The organism is Arthrobacter crystallopoietes, assembly GCF_002849715.1.
Taxonomy (GTDB): Bacteria; Actinomycetota; Actinomycetes; order Actinomycetales; family Micrococcaceae; genus Crystallibacter; species Crystallibacter crystallopoietes.
On the sequence record NZ_CP018863.1, the window covers coordinates 4,187,044 to 4,210,672 of the forward strand.

Below are 23,629 nucleotides of genomic sequence, written 5' to 3' on the forward strand. Positions count from 1 at the left end.
GGCCTGTACCGCGCCACCATACTTTGGGTGCCACGAGCCTCTTTGATGTTATCCGCTGATATTGAGCCCGACCAACATGGCACGGTCCGGGAGTTGCAGGTGCGGCTGCTCGTGGGCAGACACCGGTGTTTCCGCCGGACGGACGAGGGGCAGCGTCTCCGGACGGGAAAGATCCCAGGCATCGGTGGCTTGCAGACTCATACCCCGCGGTCCCGTCCTCCTCGTCAGTCCTTGGATTAACAGCAGCCTGGTGCCGAACAGCAAGGGCCCGGCCTTGTCCTGCGCTTCATGGAAGAAAGTGCAGTCCACACAACCCGTGCCGTCATCCACACTGATGAACACCACACGGCGGCCTCCGCGCATGGGTGGGGTTTGGGTGGCGACCCGGATTCCTGCCACCAGGACCTGGGTTCCGTTGCGCAGGGAAAGCAGGTCCTTGGCTGCGGTTACCTTCAGTTCTTTCAGCAGCGGCGCGTAGCTGTCCATCAGATGCGCGCTGACGTCCACGGCCAGCAGGTCCAGTTCGGTGCGGACCTTTTCCAGCATCGTCGGTTCCGGCAGGCATGTTTTGAGGTTGCTCAATTCCAGATCGCCCAGCGGGAATGAGAGCTGGCCGTCGATGGGTTCGTAGCGGCGCGGAACCGGGCGGACCGGAGGCTTATCCAGGTGATGGACGAGATCCGCGCGGGTGGAGGTCCCCTTGCGTCCGGCCAGGTGGTTGAGCTCGTCGAAGGCTCCCAGTTTGGCCAACCGTTTCAATGTAGGTCTGCTGACCTTGGCCCGCGCCCGCAAATCGGCCAAGGAATCATAGGGCTGCCCGGCCACAATGCGTTTCAGCTCTGCAGCTGATAATCCGTAGATCCCGGCAAGGCTCAAGCGGATTCCGAGTTTTTCCGGCTCACCGTTGGCAGCAGGCATGCGCTCAACCCTGTACATATCTGCGCTGCGGTTGATATCCAACGGCAGAATGGGGATTCCCATCCGGCGGGCTTCAGCCACCAGCAATCTACGTGGGTACATTCCCGGGTCATGCTCCCAAAGGCCGGCTAGGAAGGCTTCGGGATGGTGCGCCTTCAGCCAGGCCGACTGGTACGTGGGCACGGCAAAAGCAGCCCCGTGAGCTTTGCAGAACCCAAAACTGCCGAAGGCTTTCAGCGTGCTCCAGATCTTGTCAATGGTGTCCATAGAGTATCCGCGCTCCATGGCTTGGCGGCGGAAATATTCCTCCACTGTCGGTTCCGCCCCCTCGTCCCCCAGCAAGCGGCGGAACTCGTCTGCCCTGGCCAGGCCGCAGCCGGTAAAAACATCGAAGGTCCGCAAAACCTGCTCGTGAAAAACCGTGACGCCATGGGTTTCTTTAAGCACAGTTTCCAGATCAGCATGCGGGTAGTTTTCCGGGGCCCATCCATGGCGTTGTTCCAGGAAGGGGCGGACCATGTCCGATTTCATTGGGCCGGGCCGGAAGAGGGAGATATCTATGATCAAGTCGTTAAAATTGCGGGGGGCCATTTTGCCCACCAGTTCCCGCTGGCCCGGGGATTCGATCTGGAAACATCCCAGGGTATGGGTGCTGCGGATCAGTTCAAAGGTTTCTTCATCATCGAGCGGAACTGCTTCCAAATTGATCCGGCCGTCCTCGGCGATATAGCCAGGGCCATTGCCGCCGGCGTCAACCGGATGGTTTCCGGCAGCGGTAACTGCGGCCTTTCCCGAATGGATGCGGACAATCTCGTTCACGGCATAGGCCATGGAACTTTGCATCCGGACGCCGAGCACATCGAGTTTGAGCATGCCCATCGGGTCCATGTCGTGTTTGTCGAACTGGCTCATCGGCAGGCCGAGTCCGCTGGGCTGGACCGGTGTCCGGTCCAGCAGGGATTCATCCCCCAGAATCACACCACAGGGATGCATGGAAATGTGCCGCGGCAGCCTATCCAGCCGCTCCGTCACATCCACCAGCAAATCCAGCTGTTTGTTCTGCTCTACCTGTGCGGAAAAATCACGAAGTTCGGGCTTCTCTTCCATTGCTTCCCGGAATTTCCGGGCCGAGAAACGCCAAAGCTGTTTGGCGATGCCGGAGATGTCCTCCTCTTCCATCCCCAAAGCAAGGCCGGCATCGCGGACGGCTCCGCGAGCGCGGTAGCCGTTCTGCATGCTCATCAAAGTCACCCGCCGGTCCCCGAACCGTTCGAAGATCTGCCGATAGACGTTATGGCGTTCGGCGCTTTCCACGTCAATGTCGATATCCGGCAGGGTTGAACGGTCGCGGGAGAGGAACCGTTCAAAAATCAGCCCATGCGCCAACGGGTTGACATGGCTGATGTAGAGCAAATAGTTCACCAGGCTCGATGCTCCGGATCCCCGGGCCGATGCCCTGACCCCCATATCGGTGATGATCTTTGATACCTCGGCCACGGTCAGGAAATACGAGGCGAAACCAAGTCTGGTGATAATACCCAGTTCATGGGCCAGGCGGTCCCGCAGCTCATGTTCGGCTTTGCCGCTGATGCCGGGGAACCTGGCGGTAATCCCTGTTTCGCAACGTTGGATAAGTTCTGTCACCGGGTCCTGGCCGATCCCGATTACCGATGCCTCCGGCACCACCGGGTTCTTGTAACCCATGTCCTGGTACGGATCCATCCGACAGCGATCTGCAACTGTTTCAGTCATCGCCAGCAGTTCCCCGGCGCCGGCACGGCCCGTACCTGCCTCCTGCGCGGTTTCATACGCCAGGACCTGCATCTGGGCAGAGCTTTTGAGCCAGCCTTGGCCGTTGGGCTGCAGATCCGGCAGCTTTGCGAGCGCGGTTAAAGCACGGACGGAGTCCAGTACGTCTGCAGTAGCGGCGTCATCCACTTGACGGTATCTCGCCGCGTTTGTAAGCACTGCCGGCAAGTCCAAGTCAGCGGCCAGCTTCAACATTCTGACGGCATGGGCCGTACTGAGATTGTCGCCGGGCGGACTGAGGTGGTTGACCACTTCCAGCACCAGGGAACCGGCTGGCATGATGCTGCGCCAACGACCCGCCAGCCGGCGGGCCTCCGCATAACGGCGGTGCCGCAATGCCTGTCCAACATCAGAATACGGGCCCAGCAGCACCGTGAGCACAGCTGGGGAACCTGCATCAGATGACTCCGGGGAACCTGTGGCGCGGTGTGCTATCTGCACTATGCCCACACCCGGCTCCCTGCCCTTGGCCCCGCGGCCGGAGGCTGTACCTTCATGCGCATCCGAGATCAACCGGCACAAGGCGTGATAGCCCCTGCCGTTGTTATGGCCGTGGGCCAAGACAACTACCCGGCCAGTGCTTTGCCCCTGGGAACCATGGAGGGCGAGGTCTACCCCCACAATCGGATCAATCCCGGCGGCCAGACAGGCTTTGACATGTTTGACCGTTCCGTACAGTCCATCCCGGTCAGTGCATGCCAAGGCATCCGCACCGTCGTCGGCCGCCGCCGCCACCAGTTCATCCGGCCAGGACACGCCATAGTGGGCGCTGAAGGCCGATGAAACATGCAAGTGGGTAAAGCTCATGATCATCCAATGAACAAGTAAGAGAGACGGGGCAGGAACGTATTAAGCGCTCAGGCGCTGCAGTGCCTCATGGACCCTGATCAGCCGCCAGCGTCCGGTATCTGCCTGATGGGAAAGATCAAGCGTGCGCAGTTCGGAGCGGCTGTTCAGCCGTGCCTGGACCCGCCAGATTTCATGGTCCACCAGTCCCGCTCCCCTGCCGCGTTCCGCCCGGAGCTCTTCGGCCCACCATTTTCGCCGCTCATACCAACGCACCGGTTCCGCTGCGATGTGCCAGGTCCGGTTCTGCCATCGCAATCTGATCGGCTGGCCGGCAGGAGAACAAACAACTTCTACTGATTCGCTGAAAACACCCATGTTCCAGTCACCTTTCTTCTGGAAATACGGGCCAAACACTTCGATGCATGCTCCTGCCGACACGCCCGTCGAAATGGTTGACCTCTTCATTCTATTCGAATACGTATTCGATTCAAAGGCGAGCTTACAAACCACCACCGACAAAATGTGCGGGCACCCCAAGATTTATCCAATAACCGAAGTCCACAGTTGTTCCAGCGCATCCCGCGCTATCAGCAACATCTAGAAGTAATGGTGTCCGAGGGGGACACCTCACAAGGAGCCCAGCATGTCACTCGCACCCAGGGCAGAGTTACAACCCAGCCCGACCCGGAAACGTATTGTCACTTCCCTGACGGCTGCCGCCATGCTGGCGGCTGCCTTCACCCCGCTTGCCGCGATACCGGCGCACGCCGAACTCGCGGGAAGGGGCGAGGTGGACCCGCAGCACGGGTACCCCACCTGGTACTCCGACGGAACCGTCAAACTCAAGTACTGCTATACGGCGGAAGACGGTTGCGTCTCCACTCCGCCGAACTCCGGTCCCGCTTCCTACCCGGACAACTTCCCCGACGAAGCCTTCTGGTTCCACGCGGAGGCGAGCGGCGGAAACCTCGGCCTGTACGAAGCTGCCCTCGAGGGCGCGCACGCCAATGAGGTAGTCGTTGACGGGGACCAAATGGGCTTTGCCCGGCTCCGGTTCCGCCTCGAAAACCTCGTTATCGGCGCGCAATACACCATTACCCACCCCTACGGCGTCCACACCTTTGAAGCGGTTGATGAGGACGGCGTAGGCATCATCGAACAAACCATCGATGAAGGTTGCGACCCTGAAGCCGGCGGTCCATGCAACTGGGATTCCGTCGGTGCCGCCTTCCTCGGCGATTACCAGCTAGGCACTACCGCGACCTTCCTCCGCCAGATCAATGCACCCGCAGGGCGGCTCGGAGATCCCGCCATTCCCGCCCCCGTTACAGGCGCACCGTCCGGCAACAACTTCGTGCAGGTGACCGGGCCTAACGCCGGAGGCCCGGGGGTAAACACCCTCACGGTTGACACCTTCGGCATCCAAGGCGTCATTTCCGAGGAAGTCGACGGGGCACCCAGCACGCCGGATCTGGCATCCGCCAGTGACAGCGGGCGGTCCGCCACGGACAACACCACTAATGTCGCCACACCGACGTTTGCCGGCAGCCTCCCTGCCAATACCAGCGGCACAGTGGATCTGATTGTCGACGACGCGGCCACACCTGCTGTTTCCGCTGCCAGCACAGGCAGCAGCTACAGCCTCGCGCTGACCACCCCGTTGAGCGACGGCGTCCACCGGATCCGGGCACGTATCGCCAACCCGGCGTTCGCCACGGATCCGGCAGCACCGGAGTTCCTGACGTCGACCCCGGTGACCATCACGGTAGACACCGTTGCTCCGACGGCCACCATTTCCGCACCGGTGCCGTCCAATCCCTCCGCAGATACGACGCCGTCGTTCAACTTCGGCAGCAACGAGACCAACAGCTCCTACGATTGCCGACTGCTGCCATCCAACGATGTCTGGGAGGCAAACTGCGCTTCGGGCAAGACGTACGACGCCCAGGTGAACGGGGTGTACACGTTCAACGTCCGCGCCGTTGATATGGCCGGTAACGTCGGGACGCCAGCCGCTCATGGCTGGGGAATCGGCACCACGGCAGGCCCCATGGGAACCGGCATCCAGAAGGACATGAACGGCGACACGAACCCGGACTACATCGGCCGCACCAGCGATGGCAAGCTCTGGTTCTACCCGGGCACGAATAATGGCCGTCTCAATCCGCGCGTCAATATTGGCAACAGCGGATGGAACGCCATGACCTCGCTGCTGATGCCAGGTGACTTCAATGGCGACACCAGGTCGGACCTGATTGCCAGCGACACCTCCGGCAGGCTGTGGCTGTACGCAGGCGCAGGCGACGGCCGGCTTTCGGGCCGCACTCTGATCGGTGCAAGTGGCTGGAACTCGATGTCGGAGCTCGTCGTTCCGGGCGACTTCAATGGCGACACCGCTCCTGATCTGCTCGCTCGTGACAGCGCCGGCAAGTTGTGGCTCTACCCGAACAACGGCAGCGGCGGCTTCAATACCAAGTCTGTGGCCGGTGCCAGCGGCTGGAACGCCATGACCGAACTCGCCGGCGTCGGAACCTTCGATGCAGGCACCACGAACGACATGATCGCACGGGACAGCAACGGCCGGCTCTACCTGTACAAGGGCAACGGAACCGGTGGCTTCAGTGCACGGGCCATGATCGGTTCAAGCGGCTGGAACTCCATGACCTCGCTGGTTGGACCGGGCGCGTTCGATACGGGCGCCAACAATGATGTGATCGCCCGTCACACGGACGGCCGGCTCTGGCTCTACCCGGGCAACGGCAGCGGCCTGGGCTCCCGTATCCAGATTGGGCATGGGTTCAACATCTTCACCATGATCGCCCAGTAATTCAGGGACAGGAGTAACCCAAGGACAGGAGCCCGGCCGGGTTCCGAGCACCGCAGAAGCGGTTGCCGGATCCGGCCGGGCTCCTTGCCGTCCGCCTCACGCCCGGAGACTATTGAGGCATGAGACCACATGTCACCGCCCTGACCCTCGGAGTGCGGGACGTTGCCGCTTCCCGCCGCTTCTATATTGACGGCCTGGGCTGGGAACCGTTGTTCGAGCAAGAAGGCGAAATCTTCTTCGTCCAGATTGCCCACGGCCAGATGCTGGGGCTCTGGAACGTGGAAAGCATGCGCGGCGAATACGGCGACGTTGGCCATAACGACGACGGGCCGGCCATCCCGGTCTCGCTGGGCCAGAACGTCGCTAGCCGTGACGACGTGGATGATGTCATCGCGCAGGCGCTCGCCGCCGGCGCCACCCTTGTTTCGGCGGCACGTAACCAGCCGTGGGGCGGTTACAGCGGCTGCTTCGCCGATCCTGACGGCTACCGCTGGGACATCGTCTACAACCCGGGATTCAGGATCGACGACGACGGCGCCGTCCACTTGGGTGCCGCAGGCTAACCATCCAGCAGCGAGGGTTGCGGGACGATCAGTTCGGGCGAATTGTTACGGACGTTGCCCACAGCGGAACCTACCGGTTCCAGCGTCCAGTCAGTGGCGGCGTCGTACGCCCTGTTCCGGAGCATATCCAGCAGGTGCGTCCCGTCCCTGACAGTGGGATCCAGCCACGCAGCCATGGTGTCCGTGTCCATCGGAATCGGGTACCTGTCATGCAGCCGCGACAGCTCCCGCAGGACCGGCGAGCCGCTGTCTGCCGATGGCGACGGCGCTGTCAGCACGGTCGTGGAGAGCAGCCATGCGTCTTCGGCGTCCCGGGCCTTGGACGGATCCTTCCACCAGCCGTACAGTCCGGCGAAGAAGATCGGCGCGTTATCCCGGCGGTGCACGAAATAGGGCTGCTTGGTCTTGGCACCGAACTTCTTCCACTCGTAGTAGCCATCCACCGGGACCGCGCAGCGGCGGGTATGGACGGAATCCTGGAAGGTCGGTTTATCCGCGGCGGATTCAATCCTGGCGTTGAAGGAACGTGAGCCGACGGAGATCTCCTTAGCCCAGCGCGGCACCAGGCCCCAGCGAGCGATATGCAGCTGACGGCGGACGACGCCGTCGATCAGCCGCTCCAAGACGATAGGCACGTCGTCCGTGGGCGCCACATTGTAGGACTCCTTGAGGCCGAAGTCCCCCGGAACTTCGGCGCCGCATTCCATCATCAGGTCACCGACGGCCCTTGCCATGACGTATCGTCCGCACATCTCTCCAGTCTGCCATCGTGCGCACAGGCGGCGGGAATGTTTGCGGCCCCGCCGCCGTTTGTACCTTTAAATGCAGTTCTGCGAAGGAGTCACCTTGGAATACACCCCGGAAGCCGGCACCATCACCATGTTCTCCACATCCTGGTGCGGCTACTGCCGCCGGCTGAAGACACAGCTGGATGCGAAGGGCATCGGCTACACGGAGATCAACATCGAGAACGTGCCGGGCACCGCGGAGCTGGTGGAACAGATCAACGAGGGCAACCAGACGGTGCCGACCGTGCTCTTCCCCGATGGCAGCAGTGCAACCAACCCCTCACTCGCCGAAGTACAGGAACGCCTCGCGGCCTGATCCGGCAGAACTTTCCGCAGACCGCGCCGGAGCGCAGATGACGCTCCGGCGCGGTTTGTTACTTAACGGCTGGGGTGCGGCGAAGACCGCATTCCGATTGGTCATGGGCGTGGAAGGTAGACAGCGGCCGCAGTTTCCATAACAATCGTTTTGGTAATTGTGATCGGCCCTACATGGCTGCCTAAGATGATGGTGATACGGCCGACCGGCCGACCTGATGACTCCGCGGAAAGGAACGACCCAGGCATGGTTCATAAAGTTCGGGCAGTAATTGCCAAAGAAAAGAATGCCCCGGTATCCATCGAAACCATTCTGGTACCGGATCCGGGTCCGGGGGAAGCGCTGGTGGACATCCTCACCTGCGGCGTCTGCCATACGGATCTGCACTACAAGCAGGGCGGCATCAACGATGATTTCCCGTTCCTGCTGGGACACGAGGCCACGGGTGTAATCAGCGCTGTTGGCCCCGATGTGACCGATCTTGTCCCGGGTGATCGCGTTATCCTCAACTGGCGCGCAGTGTGCGGCGAATGCCGGGCGTGCAAGCGCGGGGAGGCGCAGTACTGCTTCAACACCCACAACGCCACCCAGAAGATGACCCTTGAGGACGGCACCGAACTGTCCCCCGCCCTGGGCATCGGTGCCTTCGCCGAGAAGACGCTGGTCGCCGCGGGCCAGTGCACCAAGGTGGACGACGACGTCGACCCCGCCGCCGTGGGCCTGCTCGGCTGTGGCGTCATGGCCGGCATCGGCGCGGCAATCAACACCGGTGAGGTCAAGCGCGGCGAGTCCGTGGCCGTGATCGGCTGCGGCGGCGTGGGCATTGCGGCCATCGCCGGCGCCAAGCTGGCCGGCGCGACGACCATCATCGCCGTCGACATCGACGACAACAAAGTGGAGCTGGCCAAGTCCCTGGGCGCTACGCATGGTGTCAACTCGAAGGAGCAGGATCCGGTCGAGGCGATCCAGGCCCTCACCGGAGGCAACGGCGCCGACGTCGTTATTGAAGCTGTTGGCCGCCCGGAGACCTACAAGCAGGCGTTCTACGCCCGCGACCTGGCCGGCCGCGTGGTCCTGGTCGGCGTTCCCACGCCGGACATGAAGATCGAACTGCCGCTGCTCGACGTCTTCGGCCGCGGCGGCTCGCTGAAGTCCTCCTGGTACGGCGACTGCCTGCCCAGCCGCGACTTCCCGATGCTGGTCAGCCACTACAAGCAGGGCAACCTGGACCTCGATGCTTTCGTCACCGAGCGCATCGGCCTGGACCAGATCGAGGAAGCCTTCGAGAAGATGCACGAGGGCAAGGTGCTGCGTTCGGTGGTCGAGGTCGCATGAGCGTGAAGATCGAAAACCTTGTCACCTCCGGGACCTTTTCGCTGGATGGCGGCACCTGGGACGTAGACAACAATGTGTGGATCGTCGGCAATGCCGAAGAAGCCATCATCATTGATCCGGCGCACAACCCGGAAGCCGTGGCCCAGGCCGTGGAGGGCCGGACGGTCAAAGCCATCCTGCTGACCCACGGCCACGACGACCACATCCGTGCCGTCGGCGAAGTGCGGGACCTGGTGAAGGCACCGGTCTACCTGCATGCAGCCGACCGCATGCTGTGGGACGCCATCTTCCCGGACTCCGCACCGGACCATGAGATCAAGGACGGCGATACCTTCCAGGTAGCCGGGGCGGAACTGCGAGCGCTGCACACTCCGGGCCACTCCCCCGGATCCGTCTGCTTCCATCTGGAGTCGGAGAACGTACTGTTCAGCGGCGACACCATGTTCAACGGCGGCCCCGGCGCAACCGGACGAAGCTACTCCAGCTTCGAGACCATCATCGATTCCATCAAGTCGCGTCTGCTGACGCTGCCGGCGGAGACGAAGGTGAACACCGGACACGGCGATTCAACCAGCATCGGCGCCGAGGCACCGCAGCTGGACGAGTGGATCGCCCGCGGCCACTGACAACTGCGGGGAAAGCTGCCCGGGGTACTTGCGAGGAAAACTCGCGGGTGCTCCGGGTTTGCTGTTCCCTGCCGGCTATAGCCCGGGCGGTGTCCCGTACAGCGGCTGGGTAAGAGTGTCCGGAACCTCCTGCTCCCAAGGCAAGCAGCCGTCGTCGTCCGCCCAGACGGCCTGAAGCGCAGTTGCCCGCGGGCCGTACAACGAGACGGCAGTCAGCACCACACCTTCGGGCCGCTCCACCGGCGCCAGATAGACATCGCGGGCCTGAAGCGGCAGGACTATGCCCGCCATCAGTGTGTGCCCATGGCCACGCACCATCTGCACGAGTTCGTTGATCAGCGCTACGGTGTCATCCTGGCAGCGGCCGGTGACCAGAATCTCGGGGTGCGGCAGCTCGGTCAGGCCGACCGTGTAGCCAAACGCCGGCTCCGTCGCTGTACCGGAGACCATGACAAGCTGCCAGCCGTACCGGGCTACCGTGCGGACAGTCTTTTCCAGCGCCTCGTCCTGCGTCATTCCGTTGCAGATGTCGCACATTTTGCCTCCTGTTGAAGTGTCCTGTGCGACCAGTCTGGCTGCTGCGGCCCGGCGGCAATACCCACTATTTGCCGTTTGTGGATTACGGAGCGGACCCGGGAACCTCGGCCACGGATGCAAGCTCGGCGAACGGTATTTCCCGCGTCTGCGCATAGGTACCGAACGCACCGAGCAGCGCCTGCTCGACCTGGTCCACATCCAGTCCCGGCACCAGGTCCTCCGCCGCACCGGCAGTGCGCGGATCCCAGTCCAGGCCGAGCGCATCGTAGCTTTGGATGAGCACTTCGCGCAGCGGGGCGGAATTTTCAACAACGACGACGGAGGAAAACAGCCAGGCTCCCGAAACAACCCGCTGCGCAGTTCCCACCAGCTTGATCTGGACCGTGGCGTCCTCCGGATGTTCGCCGTGGATGCTGAACTCCCCGGGGCAGTACTCCCCCGTAATTTCTCCGACCCGCGCGATCAGGCCCGCATCCCGCAGTCCCTCGGCCAGGAGTTCACCAAACTGGGAGAACCTGCTTTTGGCCCCGACAATCGCATCGCGTTCGGGCTCCACATGGTCCAGTACCAGGCATCCCTGATGGTAGGCGGCAGCACGTCCGCCGGCCTTACGGACCAGCGGCTCAAAACCCAGGGCACGGCAGCGCGCGGCGGCTTCTTCGAACCCGGGCAGGTGCGCATCCCGCTGGCCGAAAGCAACGGTCGGCACGGGACGGTACAGCCGCAGGGCAGGCCCCAGCCGGCCCCTCTTGGCGGCATCCAGCATGCTCAACCCGTACAGCAGGTCTTCCCTCGCACCGAAGGAAGATTCCTGCCGCGTCCAGTCCAGCCGCCAAGCGGCATCAGGCGCAGGCCCGGTCACAGGCGCAGGTGCAGGCGCCGCTGCCACCTGAGGTTCTCCGGCCAGTTCAGTCGCCAACGGTGACTCCGTTCCAGAACGCAACGTGGCCACGGATGTTTCCGGCGTCGTGACTTGGATTTGGGTAGTACCAGGCGGCGTCAGCATTGCGCTCCCCCGCGACCTGAAGGCTGTAGTAGTGCGCCGTGCCTTTCCAGACGCATTCGGTAGTCCGGTCGCTGGGGAGCAGGAACTCGTCGTTCACGCTTCCGCGGGGAAAGTAGTGGTTGCCCTCTACCATGACCGTCTCGCCGGATTCGGCAATGACGGCTCCGTTCCAGGTCGCCTTGACCATGTCCACTCCTGCTTTCCTTCGGGCCGGGCGCGGCGCTCTCCGGCGCCCCAGACACACTATCCAACAGTAGCGGTGCTTCGGATCATTCCGCCGCTCCAAGAACTCCCCTGATGCCGCGGATTTGGCAAGTATCGGATCTGCAGGGCTCACGCACGCAATAATGGGCCTGTGCCTTCTCCCCACCTCCCGCTCGTCCTGCTCGGCGGCGCCTCCGGCTCCGGCAAGTCCTACCTCGCCGCGCGCTTCGGCCGCCCGCATGTGGAGCTGGACAGCTTCTACCGGGAGATCAGCGAGCACACCCCGCAGTCGCCGCTGCCCCTGACTGCGTACGAGGAGATCGATTGGGACCATCCGGACACCTGGAACAGCGAAGCCGCCGCCCGCGCGATGCTGGAACTGCTGCAGACCGGCCGCACGCAGGTGCCCAAGTACTCCATTGCCACCTCCAGCTACACCGGCCACCGCTCCCTCCGGCTGGCCGAGGGCCCCGTGATCGCCGAAGGGATCTTCGCCGACGCCGTGCTGGCCCCGCTGCTGGGCCTCGGCGTCTCTGTGGAGCCCATCTTCATCCAGGTCTCCCCCATTACGACGGCGGTGCGCCGCCTCGTGCGCGACCTGCGTGAGCACCGCAAGCCCGTTCCTTTCCTGCTCAAGCGCGGCTGGGCGCTCTTCCGGGCCGAACGGCGCGTCCGGCAACGCTATCTTGACGCGGGCTTCCGGCCCGTACCCAAGCGGCAGGTGAAACGGCAGCTGGCCTCGCGCTAAGTCCGGGCGACGAAGTAGGTGTTGAACGGATCCGATTCGACGTCCTTGGCTTCAACGGTGCCAAAGCCGGCCTCGTCTAGCATGGACAGCGCAAGCTGCTGGCCCCAGGCGGTACCCAGCCCGTCGCCGTCGAGCCCCAGCGATACGCTCATGCAGTGGAACGTCGAGATGGCATAGAGGTAGCTGGCCCACGGCATGTCGATATTCTCCTCCACCTTGCTGGATGCCTTGATATCCACCATGAGGAAGACTCCGTCCGGGCGCAGGGTGCGGCGGATGTTGTGCAGCACTGTGCCGGGATGGGCCTGGTCGTGGATGGCATCGAATGCTGTCACGACGTCGAAGGACGCCTCGACGTCGAGCTTGGCGACATCGAGCACCTCAAAGGCCGCATTGGCCAAACCAAGCTGTTCGGCCTCGCTCCGCGCGCGCTGGATAGCTTCCTCCGAGAAGTCATAGCCGGTGAAGCGGCTGGCGGGGAAAGCCTGCGCCATCAGGTTGACCGCATGTCCGGCGCCGCAGCCGACATCGGCAAGGTCAAGACCGGCCCGCAACCTTTCCGGCAGTCCAGGAACCAGCGGCAGGATCACATCCAGCAGAGCCGCATCGTTCACCGCGGCACTGGTCTCCGCCATGTTTTGATGAAACTGCGGGTAGTCCTCGTACGACAGCCCTCCGCCGGTCCGGAACCGCTGGATAGTCTTCTGTTCCACCTCTCCCATCATCGAGATGTGCTGCATCAGGATAGCCATATTGTCCGGACCCGCCGCGCTGGTCAGCACGGCCGCATGTTCGCGCGGCAGCCGGTACGTCTTGGTCGCCGGGTCATGGGTGACAACGCGCGCAGTGGTCATGCCACCCAGCCATTCGCGAACATAGCGTTCGTTGAGGCCTGCCGCATCAGCAATCTGCTCGCTGGTAGCGGCCGGCATCCCCGCCATGGTCTCGAACAGCCCCGTCTGGTGGCCGACGCTCGTCAGCACCGCGATCGCAGCATCGTTGAGGATGCCTACGAAACGTCCGACAAACGCCTGGATTGCTTCAGCGTCAGGTTCCTGATCAGCAGAAGCCTGCAGTGATGTGCCTTGACTTTGATCAATTGTCATTGTTCTTTCTCCTGCTACTACGGACTGGTGCTGCCCACTTGAGGTGACTGTTGGAATTTGGCTGAGGGCCCGTCCTCGGGCGAATCCTGCATCGTGCCCGCCGCTGCATGCGACGAACCATGGGGCGAACCCTGCGAGCGTTTCCTGCCCAGCGCTTCGTGCCGTAGGTACATCGCCAGCATGAATCCGGTCGTGACCAGGTAGAAAGCGTGCAAGGCCCAGATGGGGCCCGCCGGCAGGCTGTAGACATAAACGGAATGGACGAGGTTGCCCATGTTGCTCAGCAAGAGGTTGCCCAAACTGTAGGAGGCCAGGTCCCTGGTCTGCACAGCTTTCACGATCATGGGCATGACGCTGCCGGCAAAGATGATGGTGGAAACGCCGCCGGCCAGAACCATCAGGTCGATTTCCATGACTGATTCTCCTTTGACGTCGTTCGAATAGTTCACTATCAACGCTACGAAGCGGACGAGAGCTGCGCGTCGGGCGAATTACCCATCTTGTTCCCGGGTGCACTGGTGCAGGTCATGCAGACAGTGTCGTTGGTTCGCGCCGTTGCTTACCGGCGCGAAGGCAACCCATGTTCGTGTGCCCATGCCGCGGCAGCCGTCCGCGTGGACACGCCGATCTTGGCGAAGATATTGGCCAGATGGCGGCCGACCGTCTTCTGGCTGATGAACAAAGCATCCGCCGCATCCTTGTTGCTGGCCCCGGCGGCGATGAAAGAAAGCACATCGGCCTCCCGTTCCGTTAACCCGCCGGGCAAGCGCCGGCCATCAAGCCGCTGGACATCCGGCAGCGCGCCAAGTTCCCGGTAGATGGCCAGTGCTGTAGCCGTGTCCGCGGCAGCAGTGCCGGTTTCTCCCAGCCCGCGGTGGGCCCGCCCCAGCAGCTCGTAGACTCTGGCCGTTTCGTACCGCGCGTGCAATCCGCGGTACTCATGGGCGGCGCTCTGCAGCACCGGCAGAGCCTCTTCGTGCCGCGACTGCGCGATCAGCACGGCGGCCCTGGCTTGGCCGGCCCAGGCGCGGAAACCCGCGGTAGCGAACACGGCCGCAGTTTCTTCCAGTTGCCCGCACAACCGCTCTGCTTCCTCCTGCAGCCCGAGAGCGAGGGCGATTTCGACGGCGGATTCCAGCAGCCTGGCGCAGGCCAGCTGGTCACGACCCGCCAAGGCGGCACAAAGACCGGCCCACGCAGCGTCCTGCTTTCCGACAGCTTGCTGGAGAAGGGACTCGCCGGGCTGCGGCTCACAGCCCAGCTGTTGTGCCCGCTCGTAGGCTGCACGGGCACCGCTTAGGTCACCGCGAAGGCGACGGATCTCGCCCAGCTGGTAGTAGGCCTCCCCCGCTACCCAGTTGTTCCGGCCCACAAGCTCCGACCCGGTCCGTTCGATAGCCTCTTCGGCAGCATCCCACCCGCCTTCCGCGCTCTGCAGCTGAAGCCGGTGGATGCGGCAGATGCCGGAGTAAATCGCCTCGCCGTGGAATTGCTCGCACCACTGCTCAGTCGCTTGGGTCCAGGCCCGCATCCGGGACAAGTCCGCCAGCGCATGGCAGGCGTGGATTACGGTGCAGTAAATATCTCCGGCCCATTCCGGCGGCAGCTGGCCTGCCAGCACCGGCAACATTGCTTCGTCCAGTTGGGCAAAGCCGGCGGCCGTACTGCCACTGCGCACGTCCGCCAGTCCTGCGAGTACCAGGCCGAACGATGTCAGGGCTGGAGCCCGTAGGCGGCGCCCCATCTCCTGGAGCGTCGCCGCCGCATCCCGCGCCGGCTGGAGGTTCCCGAAGTCCAACGCCACGGTCGCATCCAAGTAGACAAGGTAGCCGTGCTCCACGCCTTCGGGCAGTTGCGACAGGATTCTTCTGGCCCGGTTGACCCAGCCGGAGGCTATGACCAGGTCGCCCCTGATGAACCACAGCAAAGCGAGGTTCAAGGCCTTCCTGGCGGCACCCAAGTCATCGCCGTCGTCGTTAAACCGGTGGTAAACCTCTTCGGAAATCTCCAACGATTCCCGTACCTGTCCTACCCACCACGCAGAACTGCCCAGCAGGCTCAGGTCCTCGGTCGGCAGCTCCGAGAATGTCCTGGCCTGCGCGAAATTCCGGTGAGCGGCGTACCAGTCCCCGCGGGCGTACGCCGTCCGCGCCATGGACAGTAACTCCTCGAACTCGTCCATCCGGGCCTCCACCTCAACGGTAGTCCCGTCAACGCCCGCCGGTCGAGCCGTTAAGCGCTGGATCCGCCACTGGAGCTAATCGCTTCCTCTTGGTAGCTTTCAACGCATGGCCATCAAAATTGAGAATGTGGGTATCGCTGTTCGCGACATCGAAGCAGCAATCGCGTTTTTCACCGATCTCGGTCTTGCACTCATCGGCCGTGACACAGTCAGCGGCGAGTGGACCGACACTGCCGTTGGACTCGATGGAAACCACGCCAAGATCGCGATGTTACAGACGCCGGACGGTCATGGTCGACTCGAGCTCTTCGAATACATCCATCCCGAAGCAATCGAGTTGCACCCGACCCGTCCCAACGACATCGGTATGCACCGTGTGGCCTTCTCGGTCGACAACATCGATGAGGCCCTCGAGATAGCGGCAAAGCACGGATGCCATCCGCTACGCGGTGTGGCGACCTATGAGGACGTCTACAAACTCACCTACCTCCGCGGCCCCAGCGGAATCCTCGTGATGCTCGCCGAGGAACTAAAGAAAGGCTGACACCCGTATCGGCCCAATTGCATATGCTCGGACTTGTACCATCGCTCAAGATGCGGCACTAGCCCCACATAACGTCGGCGAAGAGGGAGACACCATGACATCGAGTTCGATCATCGAGTACATCGACGGGTACGACGGTGAGGTACGGGATCGGCTGCTGACCGTGTACGAACTGATCCGGTCGGCCGTGCCCGATGAAGCAGTGGAATCAATCAGTTGGCGTATGCCGACCTTCAAACTCGGCACCGAGCCGTTGTTCTTCTTCACCGGCGCAAAACGCCACATCGGGTTCTATCCGACTCCGGACGCGATCGCGCATTTCTCAACAGAGCTGGCCGCATATGGAACCACCGAGCACGCTATCCAGTTGCGCCATGATGCCCCGCTGCCGACCGAGCTCATCCGCGAGATAATCGCTTGGCGGCTACAGCAGCTGCCGTCAGACAGGGTTTGAGTCAGTCACCTCGGCGCACCGCACCGGGGCGCTGCTGAGCCGCGTTCACCGGTTAGCGGCCAGCACCGCCGCGAGACCCTCTTGCAGATCCTTGACGAAATACTCGGGAACCTCCAGCGACGGGAAGTGTCCACCGATTTCGGGCGAGTTCCATCGGACGATCTGTTGGTACCGCTCCTGTGCCCAGGCGCGCGGACACTTCTCGATGTCGCGCGGATAAATGCTGATTGCTGAGGGGACGTCGACCCGAAGCTCGGGATCCAGCGCGTTGATACCGCCGTGACTTTCGTAGTAGATGCGGGCCGCCGACGCGCCGGTCCGTGTCAGCCAATACAAGGTAACGTCGTCAAGAATCCTGTCGATGGAAATCGACTCGAACGGGCTGTCCTCGGTATCCGTCCAGTCAGCGAACTTGTCAAGAATCCAGGCAAGGAGCCCGACCGGCGAATCAACGAGCGAGTAGCCGACGGTCTGTGGACGGGTCGCCTGCTGCTTCGCGTACGCCGCGCGGTGGTCCCAGAAATCGCGGGTTTCCTCGGTCCACCTGCGCTCGGCCGCCGTCAGCCCGTCCGTTGCCAACCCGGGCGGTGCCTGAGCCAACGTGGTATGGATGCCGAGGACATGCTCCTGGAACCTGCCGCCGAGAACCGCGGTGATCACACCTCCCCAGTCGCCACCGTGGGCGGCGAACTTGCCGTAGCCGAGCCGTCCCATCAGTTCCACCCATGCGGCGGCGATCCTTCCGGTCCCCCACCCGGTGGTGGCCGGCTTGTCGCTGTAGCCAAAGCCCGGCAACGACGGAACGACGACGTGGAACGCCGGCGCCTCTGGATCTTTCGGATCCGCCAGCTCGTCTACGACATCAACGAACTCAGCAATGCTGCCCGGCCAGCCGTGCGTCAGGATTAGAGGAGTAGCATCTGCGCGCGCGGATCGGCGGTGCAGGAAGTGGATTCCCAGATCACTAATGACCGTGCGGAACTGGCCGATGCGGTTAAGGCGCTCTTCGAACGACCGCCAGTTGTAGCCGGTGCGCCAGTAGTTCACGACATCGACCAGATCGGCGAGAGGAACACCCTGCTCCCACCGTCGAGGGTCGGGCGCGGCGCGATAGACCGTCTCGGCCTCCGGCAGCCGCGCCGCGGCCAATCGTCTGTGCAGATCATCAAGATCGGCGTCACTTGCATGGGCTTCAAATGCTTGCACGTCGCCGGTTAGACGAGACATGAGTCCTCCTGGCGGTCGCGGAGCCTGCTAAGACATGACACAAACAAGCCTAAGTGTGACTGCGGGATCTGGTGATCTACGAGTCCCGGCTGGAGTCGGCGCGCTCAGCGCCTCGTCTCGTACCTGGTTAGGACCACGCCGCCGGGAAACGTCCGTGTCTCCACCAAGTTCAGATTCACCCAGCTATCCAGCGCGGTGAAGAACGGCGTGCCGCCGCCCACCAGGACCGGATGGGTCACGATTGTGTACTCGTCGATCAGCCCGGCCCGCATGGCCGCTCCGGCGAACGTTGCGCCACCAACCCTCATCGGCTCGCCGTCGTCAGCCTTGAGCCGGGTGATCTCCGCGACCGCGTCGCCGGTGACCAGGCGCGTGTTCCAGTCGACCTTCTCCATCGACGAGGAGAACACTACCTTCGGTGTGTCCCGCCAGTTCCGCGCGAACTCGATCTCGGCCGGGGTGGCATTGGGCTGCTGGTCGCCGGTTGGCCAGTAGGAACTCATGGTCTCCCACAGCTTGCGTCCATACAGCAACAGGCCGATCGCCCGCTCCTCGTCGAGCCACCACTGGAACAGTTCGTCGCTTGGATCGCTCCAGCCGATGTCGTCGCCGGCGGCAGAGATGTAGCCGTCCAAAGTCAGGTTCATGCCGTAGATTAGCTTCCGCACAGTGCCAGCCTTCCGTCAGTCGGTCTCCACTGTATAAAACGGGTGTGGCGCGGGAAACCTCGTCGGTGCGCTATCTGCACTTGCAGGTAGTCCTCGTGCCCGGGGCGCAGCGTGGCGAACATTTGAATCCTTCGTTTTCCGAGTTAGTACCACCGGCAGGCGGCAGGTGCGGCGGAATGGACGATTTGCAATGCTGGTCGCGGAGCAGCTCATTCGGCCATGCTCCCCGTCACCGGAGGTCCCTCGAGGCGCCGGTAGCGCATCAGCAGCACACCCGCCGGGTACGGTTTCGGCGGCTCGACCAGCTCGAAGCGGGTAGCTGCCGTGCCTTCCGGGAACAGCTTCTTTCCCTTCCCGAGCACGACCGGGCACACCCACAGGTTCACCCGGTCGACCAGTCCTTCGCGGAACAGAGTCTGCAGCAGATTGCCACTGCCCCAGGTATGGATCTGCCGATGGCGCTCGCGCAGTTCGGGTACTTGGGTTGCGGCGTCGGAAATCTGGGTGCTGGTGTCCCAGGACAGCTCCGGCCTGCCGCGGGAGGCGACGTACTTGGGCACTCGGCCGAAGGCTTGGCCGATCTCGTCGGTCTTGCCCGGCCAGTAGCTGCGGAAGATATCGTACGTCGTGCGGCCCAGCAGCAGGGCATCAGCTTCCTGAACATCCGCGTCCACCTGTTCGCCGGACTCCCGATCCCAAAATGGGCGTTCCCATCCGGCGTACTCGAAATCCCCGTCCTGGACGGTGGGGCCACCATTAGCCTGGATCACTCCGTCCATCGTGACGTTCATATTGACGTGCAGCTCACCCATGTCGCTATCTCCTCACTATTCTCATAGCGTCCTTTCGGTTCACCTTCGCGGCCAGGATCCGACACATGACTCGCGCCCACGGCCCGGGCGCTGTTGCGGCCGTGACAAATCGCTCTTGCTTATTCACGGTACGTCGGCTCTGCACCTCTGTATAGAGAAATCAAATCGTTAGAGAGCTGCCTCGACCGGGGTCCCCGCCAGGAAACTGCCCATTGGAGGATCCGCCGACGGACACGTAGGCCTTTTCCTCCTACTACTCTCTTAAGCATGGCTGATGAACTTGTCCGAGCCGCATACAGTACACGTGCTGCCGAATACACGAGCCTTCTCGGTTCCGTTGAGGACATGCACGAGCTGGACCGGGAACGCATCGAACGTTGGGCCCAAGGCATTGATGGGCAAGTAATCGACATCGGTTGCGGCCCCGGCCATTGGACGAATTTTCTACACCAGCGCGGCGTGAAAGTGCACGGTATCGATCTGGTTCCCGAGTTCATCGACAGTGCGCGGGAACGCTTCCCTGGCGTGCCATTTCAGGTCGCCTCGTTCAGAGATCTCGACGTGCCAGCTGGATCGCTGCACGGAGTGCTCGCGTGGTATTCCTTGATCCACGTTCGCCCAAACGAGATGCCTGCAGTTCTCTCCAAGATCGCTGGCGCACTCGCGCCCGGAGGGCGCCTTCTTATCGGATTCTTTCAGGGTGGTTCCGCCGAGCCTTTTGAGCATGCAATCACAACGGCGCACTATTGGCCGGTAGAGCAGATGCGACAGATGCTCAGCGAAACAGGATTTAACGTGTTGAACGTAGAGGCACGTCAGGACTCGGGTAAACGGCCGCACGCGGCCATCGTCGCCACCATGCAATAAGGGGATCGGCGAACGAGACGGCAGTCTTGCTGCCGACTGCTTCCGGCTTCGGACCGGGGTCCGTTCATCAGATCGGGACTGCTGGTCAGCTCGTCCGCGGCGACATGACGCAAGGCCGTACGCTACGGGTAGGGCACCACATAATGGTGCCGGCCGAGGCGCCATTCAAGGCCGTCCACCTCGATCCTAACGATCGGTGCCGTGCCCGGGCGGAACAGCCGCCGCCGCCGTTCGACACGAGCTTTGCCTTGAAGGTAGGCGCGCATGACGAGGCAAAGCCTTCGAAGCTCGCTTTCCTTCTCCTGCTCCACGTCGTCGTAGTCGAAGACGGTGGCTTGGACGTTCAGTTCGGGGATGAAGGCATCCATCCACTCGTAGCTGGCGCGAATGATTGCTGTATGGTCCGGGTTGAGCTGGCTGCTCACATGGACGCCGTGGAGCCAGGAATCATCGCTGGAGCCAGCATCTGTCACGGTGAAATTCTCGTCGTACACCTCAGCGACGACCCGGTGAAGCATGGCCTTGATGTCGATGGTCACGATGACAGTCTCTCAGGTGCTTCCGGCCGTGGCACAAACCGGCGGCGGTCCGAGGATGTCGGCAAGGTATTCCCATGCACGCTGGCGAAGGTGGGGTGGAAATCTGAGTCGTAGTTCCTATCCATAAAGGATGGCTTACCAGTACACCTACCTTGCCCAGCCGGGCCCCGAGCTCGGCATAAAGGTCGATGCCACGAAGACGTACAAGGCAGGCATCGTCTGGCGGTCGACAGTTGCATGTGCGCAAAAGAAGTTAGCTCTAGCTTGGCCGGACCAACCGTAAAATCCAGGAGAGCAGAGCGCCGCGGCGTAGGCTTTCTGCACGACCATCGAAAGGAACAACGTGAACGTCCTGTCTCTCGTCAAGCAGACCATCACGTTTACTGAAGTTCGTCGGCGGTTGTTCTTTCGCCGGGAAACAGAGCGAGTGCGAACCTTTCTGGATTTCGCTATCGACGGGGTACCGCTGCGCGAGCTTGCCCTCGCATGGGACCCCTCCGTGGATACAGACAGGTTCTCCACCAAGCTGACCGAGGATGACCCGCACGAAGCGGCCGACGAGATCGACGCGCTGCTGGGCCGAATGGGACTCGAGCCCAACGAGTATCAGGGATTGCTGTTCCTCCCCGGCAGCCAAAACATAACGGCCGATGGTCTCGCGGCACAACTGTCCTTCGAAACGGACCATGTCGTATGGGGAAATTTCGCGTGGGGCGACGCCAGCCCCTGGCTCGACTTCGACGCCTCCCACCGAATCGAGAACGCGCCGATGTTCACCTTTGACCGACTTCAGTACGAAACCGTGCTCCTTGAGGCTCGTGACCACTACATCCGCTACATCGCTGGGCCGAGTCGTGGTTGAGTGATCGTCCTGCATTATTCACAGCGCGCCAAAGAGCGGGCCGGTAGTCGATCGGCTTATGGAAGAGACAGCGAACCTCGATGATCAGCGCCACGGGATCTTTGAACGGACTCTGTTGATTTCCTTGAGCGCATACGCGGCGTCGGCCTCCACCGGGATGTCTTGCCTGTCCGTCCAGCGCCAGAATCGCTCAGCCTCGTCAAGCAATTCGAGGCAGAAGCTGACAGGTTCCACGCGGGCCTTGGTACGCGCGATGGTGAAGAGAGCTCCGCCGTGGATGCGTTCCAGAATGATGGGAGCGGGGCTATCGGGGAAGGACATTTCTCCCCGACCGTCTGTTAGATAGCCCTCGACCACCATCACTAGGTAGTGCCAGATGCCGCAGACGTCGTCCCACACAGGGACACCGAGCAAGGGAATCCCCTCCCAGGTCAGGGTTACGACGCCGTCGTTGTATGTGAAGTGGTGGCGTTCCCCGGTACTCAGCCAGGCTTTCTTGCCCGCTTCTTCGTCGGCATAGAGGTCTACCAGGTACTTGTCCGGATGCTCTTCGAAATCCTCAAGATCCTGCACCCCGCGGACGAGAATGCCAGTAGTGCTAGTAAGGTGCTTCCTTTCTGCGCCCAAGCTACGGCTCCTTCAAGTTTTCATGTCTACTCTTGAATCTATTCCATCGGATGTGCTGGTTGAAATACCCGCGAGGAAGCACGGGGGTGGCGGGTCGGTTCATTCAATAAGGATCCCTCCAACGGCCACTTTCTCTGGCGCGCATCTCTGAGTAACAGCACGACCTTCCTGGCAGCATGAATTATCCAAGGTTGAAGCGATGTAATGAAGGCTTGCTTGACTGCTGAGGTGCCCGGTGAGACCTCTACGAGCTACTTATTCGGGAACGAACAGGAGGTCGGAACAGGTGGAAGCAATAGACGGACGAATCGTTGCTGTAGCGGTGGGTTTTGCTGTCCTTATCGTGCTGTTCATTGTTCTGCTCGTGCTCATGGCGCGACGGAGTAAGGGCACGAATGCCCGGAGCTCGATGAAAGGGATCAATGTAACAGGTGTCACGGCCTCGACCGTGATTGATTCGGGCGATAATCCCCAGGCGGTGATGGGACGAGTGCGGGATTTGATTGCCCGGTCCCGCCGTTACAGTGATCTTTCGGAAGGAGACGACAGCTTACGGTTCCGGGTGAAGGGTAACTTCTGGAGTTGGGGCGGAGTGGTGACCCTCGATCTTGCACCGCACGACAGGGGAACGAGAATCCAAGCCCGTTGCCAGCCCTGGCTCAAGACAACGATGATCGACTACGGACAGAGGTAAGGATTTAGCGGAGTTCGTTGATGCTTTCCTCGAAAGGGAAACCCGCAGTAATCCAAAGTTGGACTAGGAACGATCCGAGCGGTGTCGGTTAGCCTGGATGCTTTTCGGAATTCTGGCTCCGCTTCTTATTGCGACGGGTGAGGACAGGCACCATGATTGCGGCACCAAGAACAAAGGCGCCAAGCAGGGCGAGTATTGCAATACCGAGAGTGAAGGCATCTTGAATAAGGTAGAAGACCAGCGCACCAAAGCCGGTTACCAATAGGTACCAAACCGCTCGGCCAAGGCCCGCCCGACCGTCTCCGCCTCGGGAATTATCCGGAACAAAACCCGGCGGGACGTGACCATTGTTGAACATTTCCGGCCGCTTCCGTTGAGCCAGCGTGGAAAACCAGACTAACTGCTTCAGCAAAGGCCGGCCACAGACTTGAACGGCCTCGTGCAAGCGAAAGCTGCAGCTGGCGTCATTCTCCTGAGCGGTCGCTCCTTGAAAAAAGTGGCCCCGGCACCACCAGCTCGTGAATCCTGTAAGCCGATGGCTTACCAGTACACCTACCTTGCCCAGCCGGGCCACGTCCCGA

26 protein-coding genes are annotated in these 23,629 nt (G+C 62.1%); 11 read left to right on the top strand and 15 right to left on the bottom strand.

Annotation, left to right across the window (positions count from 1 at the left end):
* Window positions 1–48: 48 nt before the first annotated feature.
* On the bottom strand, window positions 49–3,534 hold the full coding sequence (locus AC20117_RS19260) for a DNA polymerase III subunit alpha (RefSeq protein ID WP_074702208.1): 3,486 nt from the start codon (window positions 3,532–3,534) through the stop codon (window positions 49–51).
* Between the two features lie 42 nt (window positions 3,535–3,576).
* Complete coding sequence (locus AC20117_RS19265; protein WP_074702206.1) at window positions 3,577–3,891, bottom strand: DUF6504 family protein; 315 nt, start codon at window positions 3,889–3,891, stop codon at window positions 3,577–3,579.
* Window positions 3,892–4,159: 268 nt separating this feature from the next.
* Here AC20117_RS19265 and AC20117_RS19275 point away from each other — a divergent pair, with 268 nt between their 5' ends.
* Both AC20117_RS19275 and AC20117_RS19280 read left to right on the top strand, forming a co-directional pair.
* Window positions 4,160–6,343 (top strand): FG-GAP-like repeat-containing protein, encoded by a 2,184-nt coding sequence (locus tag AC20117_RS19275; RefSeq protein ID WP_083339852.1) that lies wholly within the window; start codon window positions 4,160–4,162, stop codon window positions 6,341–6,343.
* A 119-nt stretch (window positions 6,344–6,462) separates the two neighbouring features.
* On the top strand, window positions 6,463–6,906 hold the full coding sequence (locus tag AC20117_RS19280; protein WP_074702202.1) for a VOC family protein: 444 nt from the start codon (window positions 6,463–6,465) through the stop codon (window positions 6,904–6,906).
* Here AC20117_RS19280 and AC20117_RS19285 read toward each other — a convergent pair.
* Complete coding sequence (locus AC20117_RS19285) at window positions 6,903–7,658, bottom strand: SOS response-associated peptidase (RefSeq protein WP_074702200.1); 756 nt, start codon at window positions 7,656–7,658, stop codon at window positions 6,903–6,905. The two genes, AC20117_RS19280 and AC20117_RS19285, sit on opposite strands and share 4 nt — an antisense overlap.
* 94 nt (window positions 7,659–7,752) lie before the next feature.
* Here AC20117_RS19285 and AC20117_RS19290 point away from each other — a divergent pair, with 94 nt between their 5' ends.
* The 3 genes from AC20117_RS19290 to AC20117_RS19300 all read left to right on the top strand — a co-directional run bounded on the left by AC20117_RS19290 (window position 7,753) and on the right by AC20117_RS19300 (window position 9,971).
* The gene (locus AC20117_RS19290; protein WP_074703397.1) at window positions 7,753–8,010 is read left to right on the top strand and encodes a mycoredoxin; all 258 of its coding nucleotides are present in this window, start codon (window positions 7,753–7,755) and stop codon (window positions 8,008–8,010) included.
* Between the two features lie 246 nt (window positions 8,011–8,256).
* A complete protein-coding gene (locus AC20117_RS19295) occupies window positions 8,257–9,345 on the top strand; it encodes an S-(hydroxymethyl)mycothiol dehydrogenase (protein WP_074702199.1) in 1,089 nt (362 codons plus the stop codon).
* Complete coding sequence (locus AC20117_RS19300; RefSeq protein ID WP_101632649.1) at window positions 9,342–9,971, top strand: MBL fold metallo-hydrolase; 630 nt, start codon at window positions 9,342–9,344, stop codon at window positions 9,969–9,971. The genes AC20117_RS19295 and AC20117_RS19300 overlap by 4 nt, the downstream gene beginning before the upstream one ends.
* A gap of 75 nt (window positions 9,972–10,046) precedes the next feature.
* Here AC20117_RS19300 and AC20117_RS19305 read toward each other — a convergent pair whose 3' ends face one another.
* The 3 genes from AC20117_RS19305 to AC20117_RS19315 form a co-directional block, all read right to left on the bottom strand.
* Entirely contained in the window at window positions 10,047–10,508 is a 462-nt protein-coding gene (locus tag AC20117_RS19305) for a DUF4262 domain-containing protein (protein WP_074702197.1), read from the bottom strand.
* 82 nt (window positions 10,509–10,590) lie between these two features.
* Entirely contained in the window at window positions 10,591–11,370 is a 780-nt protein-coding gene (locus AC20117_RS19310) for a lipoate--protein ligase family protein (RefSeq protein WP_074703396.1), read from the bottom strand.
* Window positions 11,371–11,416: 46 nt separating this feature from the next.
* Window positions 11,417–11,701: a DUF427 domain-containing protein gene (locus AC20117_RS19315; RefSeq protein WP_074703395.1), complete on the bottom strand. Its 285-nt coding sequence runs from the start codon at window positions 11,699–11,701 to the stop codon at window positions 11,417–11,419.
* Between the two features lie 168 nt (window positions 11,702–11,869).
* On the opposite strand from AC20117_RS19315, the gene AC20117_RS19320 reads away from it, so the two are divergent.
* Window positions 11,870–12,466, top strand: a complete 597-nt coding sequence (locus AC20117_RS19320; RefSeq protein WP_074702196.1) for a uridine kinase family protein — start codon at window positions 11,870–11,872, stop codon at window positions 12,464–12,466.
* Here AC20117_RS19320 and AC20117_RS19325 read toward each other — a convergent pair.
* The 3 genes from AC20117_RS19325 to AC20117_RS19335 form a co-directional block, all read right to left on the bottom strand.
* Complete coding sequence (locus AC20117_RS19325) at window positions 12,463–13,572, bottom strand: class I SAM-dependent methyltransferase (RefSeq protein ID WP_074702194.1); 1,110 nt, start codon at window positions 13,570–13,572, stop codon at window positions 12,463–12,465. The genes AC20117_RS19320 and AC20117_RS19325 overlap by 4 nt on opposite strands.
* Before the next feature lie 17 nt (window positions 13,573–13,589).
* Window positions 13,590–13,985 carry a hypothetical protein gene (locus AC20117_RS23980; protein ID WP_074702193.1) on the bottom strand — a complete coding sequence of 132 codons (396 nt, stop codon included), beginning with the start codon at window positions 13,983–13,985 and terminating at the stop codon, window positions 13,590–13,592.
* A gap of 146 nt (window positions 13,986–14,131) precedes the next feature.
* A complete protein-coding gene (locus tag AC20117_RS19335; RefSeq protein ID WP_074702191.1) occupies window positions 14,132–15,754 on the bottom strand; it encodes a LuxR family transcriptional regulator in 1,623 nt (540 codons plus the stop codon).
* Between the two features lie 106 nt (window positions 15,755–15,860).
* On the opposite strand from AC20117_RS19335, the gene AC20117_RS19340 reads away from it, so the two are divergent.
* Together AC20117_RS19340 and AC20117_RS19345 are read left to right on the top strand one after the other, a co-directional pair.
* The gene (locus tag AC20117_RS19340) at window positions 15,861–16,298 is read left to right on the top strand and encodes a VOC family protein (protein ID WP_074702190.1); all 438 of its coding nucleotides are present in this window, start codon (window positions 15,861–15,863) and stop codon (window positions 16,296–16,298) included.
* A 94-nt stretch (window positions 16,299–16,392) separates the two neighbouring features.
* Entirely contained in the window at window positions 16,393–16,752 is a 360-nt protein-coding gene (locus tag AC20117_RS19345; protein WP_074702188.1) for an iron chaperone, read from the top strand.
* 45 nt (window positions 16,753–16,797) lie between these two features.
* Here the strand turns inward: AC20117_RS19345 and AC20117_RS19350 are convergent, their stop codons facing one another.
* The 3 genes from AC20117_RS19350 to AC20117_RS19360 form a co-directional block, all read right to left on the bottom strand.
* Window positions 16,798–17,979, bottom strand: a complete 1,182-nt coding sequence (locus AC20117_RS19350) for an epoxide hydrolase family protein (protein WP_074702187.1) — start codon at window positions 17,977–17,979, stop codon at window positions 16,798–16,800.
* 104 nt (window positions 17,980–18,083) lie between these two features.
* Window positions 18,084–18,647, bottom strand: a complete 564-nt coding sequence (locus tag AC20117_RS19355; protein WP_074702185.1) for a dihydrofolate reductase family protein — start codon at window positions 18,645–18,647, stop codon at window positions 18,084–18,086.
* Between the two features lie 209 nt (window positions 18,648–18,856).
* Window positions 18,857–19,459, bottom strand: a complete 603-nt coding sequence (locus tag AC20117_RS19360; RefSeq protein WP_074702184.1) for a dihydrofolate reductase family protein — start codon at window positions 19,457–19,459, stop codon at window positions 18,857–18,859.
* A 267-nt stretch (window positions 19,460–19,726) separates the two neighbouring features.
* Here AC20117_RS19360 and AC20117_RS19365 point away from each other — a divergent pair, with 267 nt between their 5' ends.
* Entirely contained in the window at window positions 19,727–20,326 is a 600-nt protein-coding gene (locus tag AC20117_RS19365) for a class I SAM-dependent methyltransferase (RefSeq protein WP_074702182.1), read from the top strand.
* A gap of 122 nt (window positions 20,327–20,448) precedes the next feature.
* On the opposite strand, the gene AC20117_RS19370 is transcribed toward AC20117_RS19365, so the two are convergent.
* Entirely contained in the window at window positions 20,449–20,865 is a 417-nt protein-coding gene (locus tag AC20117_RS19370; protein ID WP_074702181.1) for a hypothetical protein, read from the bottom strand.
* A 427-nt stretch (window positions 20,866–21,292) separates the two neighbouring features.
* On the opposite strand from AC20117_RS19370, the gene AC20117_RS19375 reads away from it, so the two are divergent.
* A complete protein-coding gene (locus tag AC20117_RS19375) occupies window positions 21,293–21,727 on the top strand; it encodes a hypothetical protein (protein ID WP_139186833.1) in 435 nt (144 codons plus the stop codon).
* Window positions 21,728–21,811: 84 nt separating this feature from the next.
* Here the strand turns inward: AC20117_RS19375 and AC20117_RS19380 are convergent, their stop codons facing one another.
* Window positions 21,812–22,354, bottom strand: coding sequence for a hypothetical protein (locus tag AC20117_RS19380; protein WP_074702178.1), 543 nt, complete (start codon window positions 22,352–22,354; stop codon window positions 21,812–21,814).
* Window positions 22,355–22,640: 286 nt separating this feature from the next.
* Here AC20117_RS19380 and AC20117_RS19385 point away from each other — a divergent pair, with 286 nt between their 5' ends.
* Window positions 22,641–23,048, top strand: coding sequence for a hypothetical protein (locus AC20117_RS19385; RefSeq protein ID WP_074702176.1), 408 nt, complete (start codon window positions 22,641–22,643; stop codon window positions 23,046–23,048).
* 88 nt (window positions 23,049–23,136) lie between these two features.
* Here AC20117_RS19385 and AC20117_RS23405 read toward each other — a convergent pair whose 3' ends face one another.
* Window positions 23,137–23,406, bottom strand: coding sequence for a hypothetical protein (locus tag AC20117_RS23405; protein WP_139186832.1), 270 nt, complete (start codon window positions 23,404–23,406; stop codon window positions 23,137–23,139).
* Between the last annotated feature and the right edge of the window lie 223 nt (window positions 23,407–23,629).

Bases quoted from the DNA above. Each gene is read 5' to 3' on its own strand.
- AC20117_RS19260 (WP_074702208.1), bottom strand. From the start codon at position 3,534: ATGAGCTTTACCCACTTGCATGTTTCATCGGCCTTCAGCGCCCACTAT.
- AC20117_RS19265 (WP_074702206.1), bottom strand. From the start codon at position 3,891: ATGGGTGTTTTCAGCGAATCAGTAGAAGTTGTTTGTTCTCCTGCCGGC.
- AC20117_RS19275 (WP_083339852.1), top strand. From the start codon at position 4,160: ATGTCACTCGCACCCAGGGCAGAGTTACAACCCAGCCCGACCCGGAAA.
- AC20117_RS19280 (WP_074702202.1), top strand. From the start codon at position 6,463: ATGAGACCACATGTCACCGCCCTGACCCTCGGAGTGCGGGACGTTGCC.
- AC20117_RS19285 (WP_074702200.1), bottom strand. From the start codon at position 7,658: ATGTGCGGACGATACGTCATGGCAAGGGCCGTCGGTGACCTGATGATG.
- AC20117_RS19295 (WP_074702199.1), top strand. From the start codon at position 8,257: ATGGTTCATAAAGTTCGGGCAGTAATTGCCAAAGAAAAGAATGCCCCG.
- AC20117_RS19300 (WP_101632649.1), top strand. From the start codon at position 9,342: ATGAGCGTGAAGATCGAAAACCTTGTCACCTCCGGGACCTTTTCGCTG.
- AC20117_RS19305 (WP_074702197.1), bottom strand. From the start codon at position 10,508: ATGTGCGACATCTGCAACGGAATGACGCAGGACGAGGCGCTGGAAAAG.
- AC20117_RS19315 (WP_074703395.1), bottom strand. From the start codon at position 11,701: ATGGTCAAGGCGACCTGGAACGGAGCCGTCATTGCCGAATCCGGCGAG.
- AC20117_RS19325 (WP_074702194.1), bottom strand. From the start codon at position 13,572: ATGACAATTGATCAAAGTCAAGGCACATCACTGCAGGCTTCTGCTGAT.
- AC20117_RS23980 (WP_074702193.1), bottom strand. From the start codon at position 13,985: ATGGAAATCGACCTGATGGTTCTGGCCGGCGGCGTTTCCACCATCATC.
- AC20117_RS19335 (WP_074702191.1), bottom strand. From the start codon at position 15,754: ATGGACGAGTTCGAGGAGTTACTGTCCATGGCGCGGACGGCGTACGCC.
- AC20117_RS19340 (WP_074702190.1), top strand. From the start codon at position 15,861: ATGGCCATCAAAATTGAGAATGTGGGTATCGCTGTTCGCGACATCGAA.
- AC20117_RS19345 (WP_074702188.1), top strand. From the start codon at position 16,393: ATGACATCGAGTTCGATCATCGAGTACATCGACGGGTACGACGGTGAG.
- AC20117_RS19350 (WP_074702187.1), bottom strand. From the start codon at position 17,979: ATGTCTCGTCTAACCGGCGACGTGCAAGCATTTGAAGCCCATGCAAGT.
- AC20117_RS19360 (WP_074702184.1), bottom strand. From the start codon at position 19,459: ATGGGTGAGCTGCACGTCAATATGAACGTCACGATGGACGGAGTGATC.
- AC20117_RS19365 (WP_074702182.1), top strand. From the start codon at position 19,727: ATGGCTGATGAACTTGTCCGAGCCGCATACAGTACACGTGCTGCCGAA.
- AC20117_RS23405 (WP_139186832.1), bottom strand. From the start codon at position 23,406: ATGTTCAACAATGGTCACGTCCCGCCGGGTTTTGTTCCGGATAATTCC.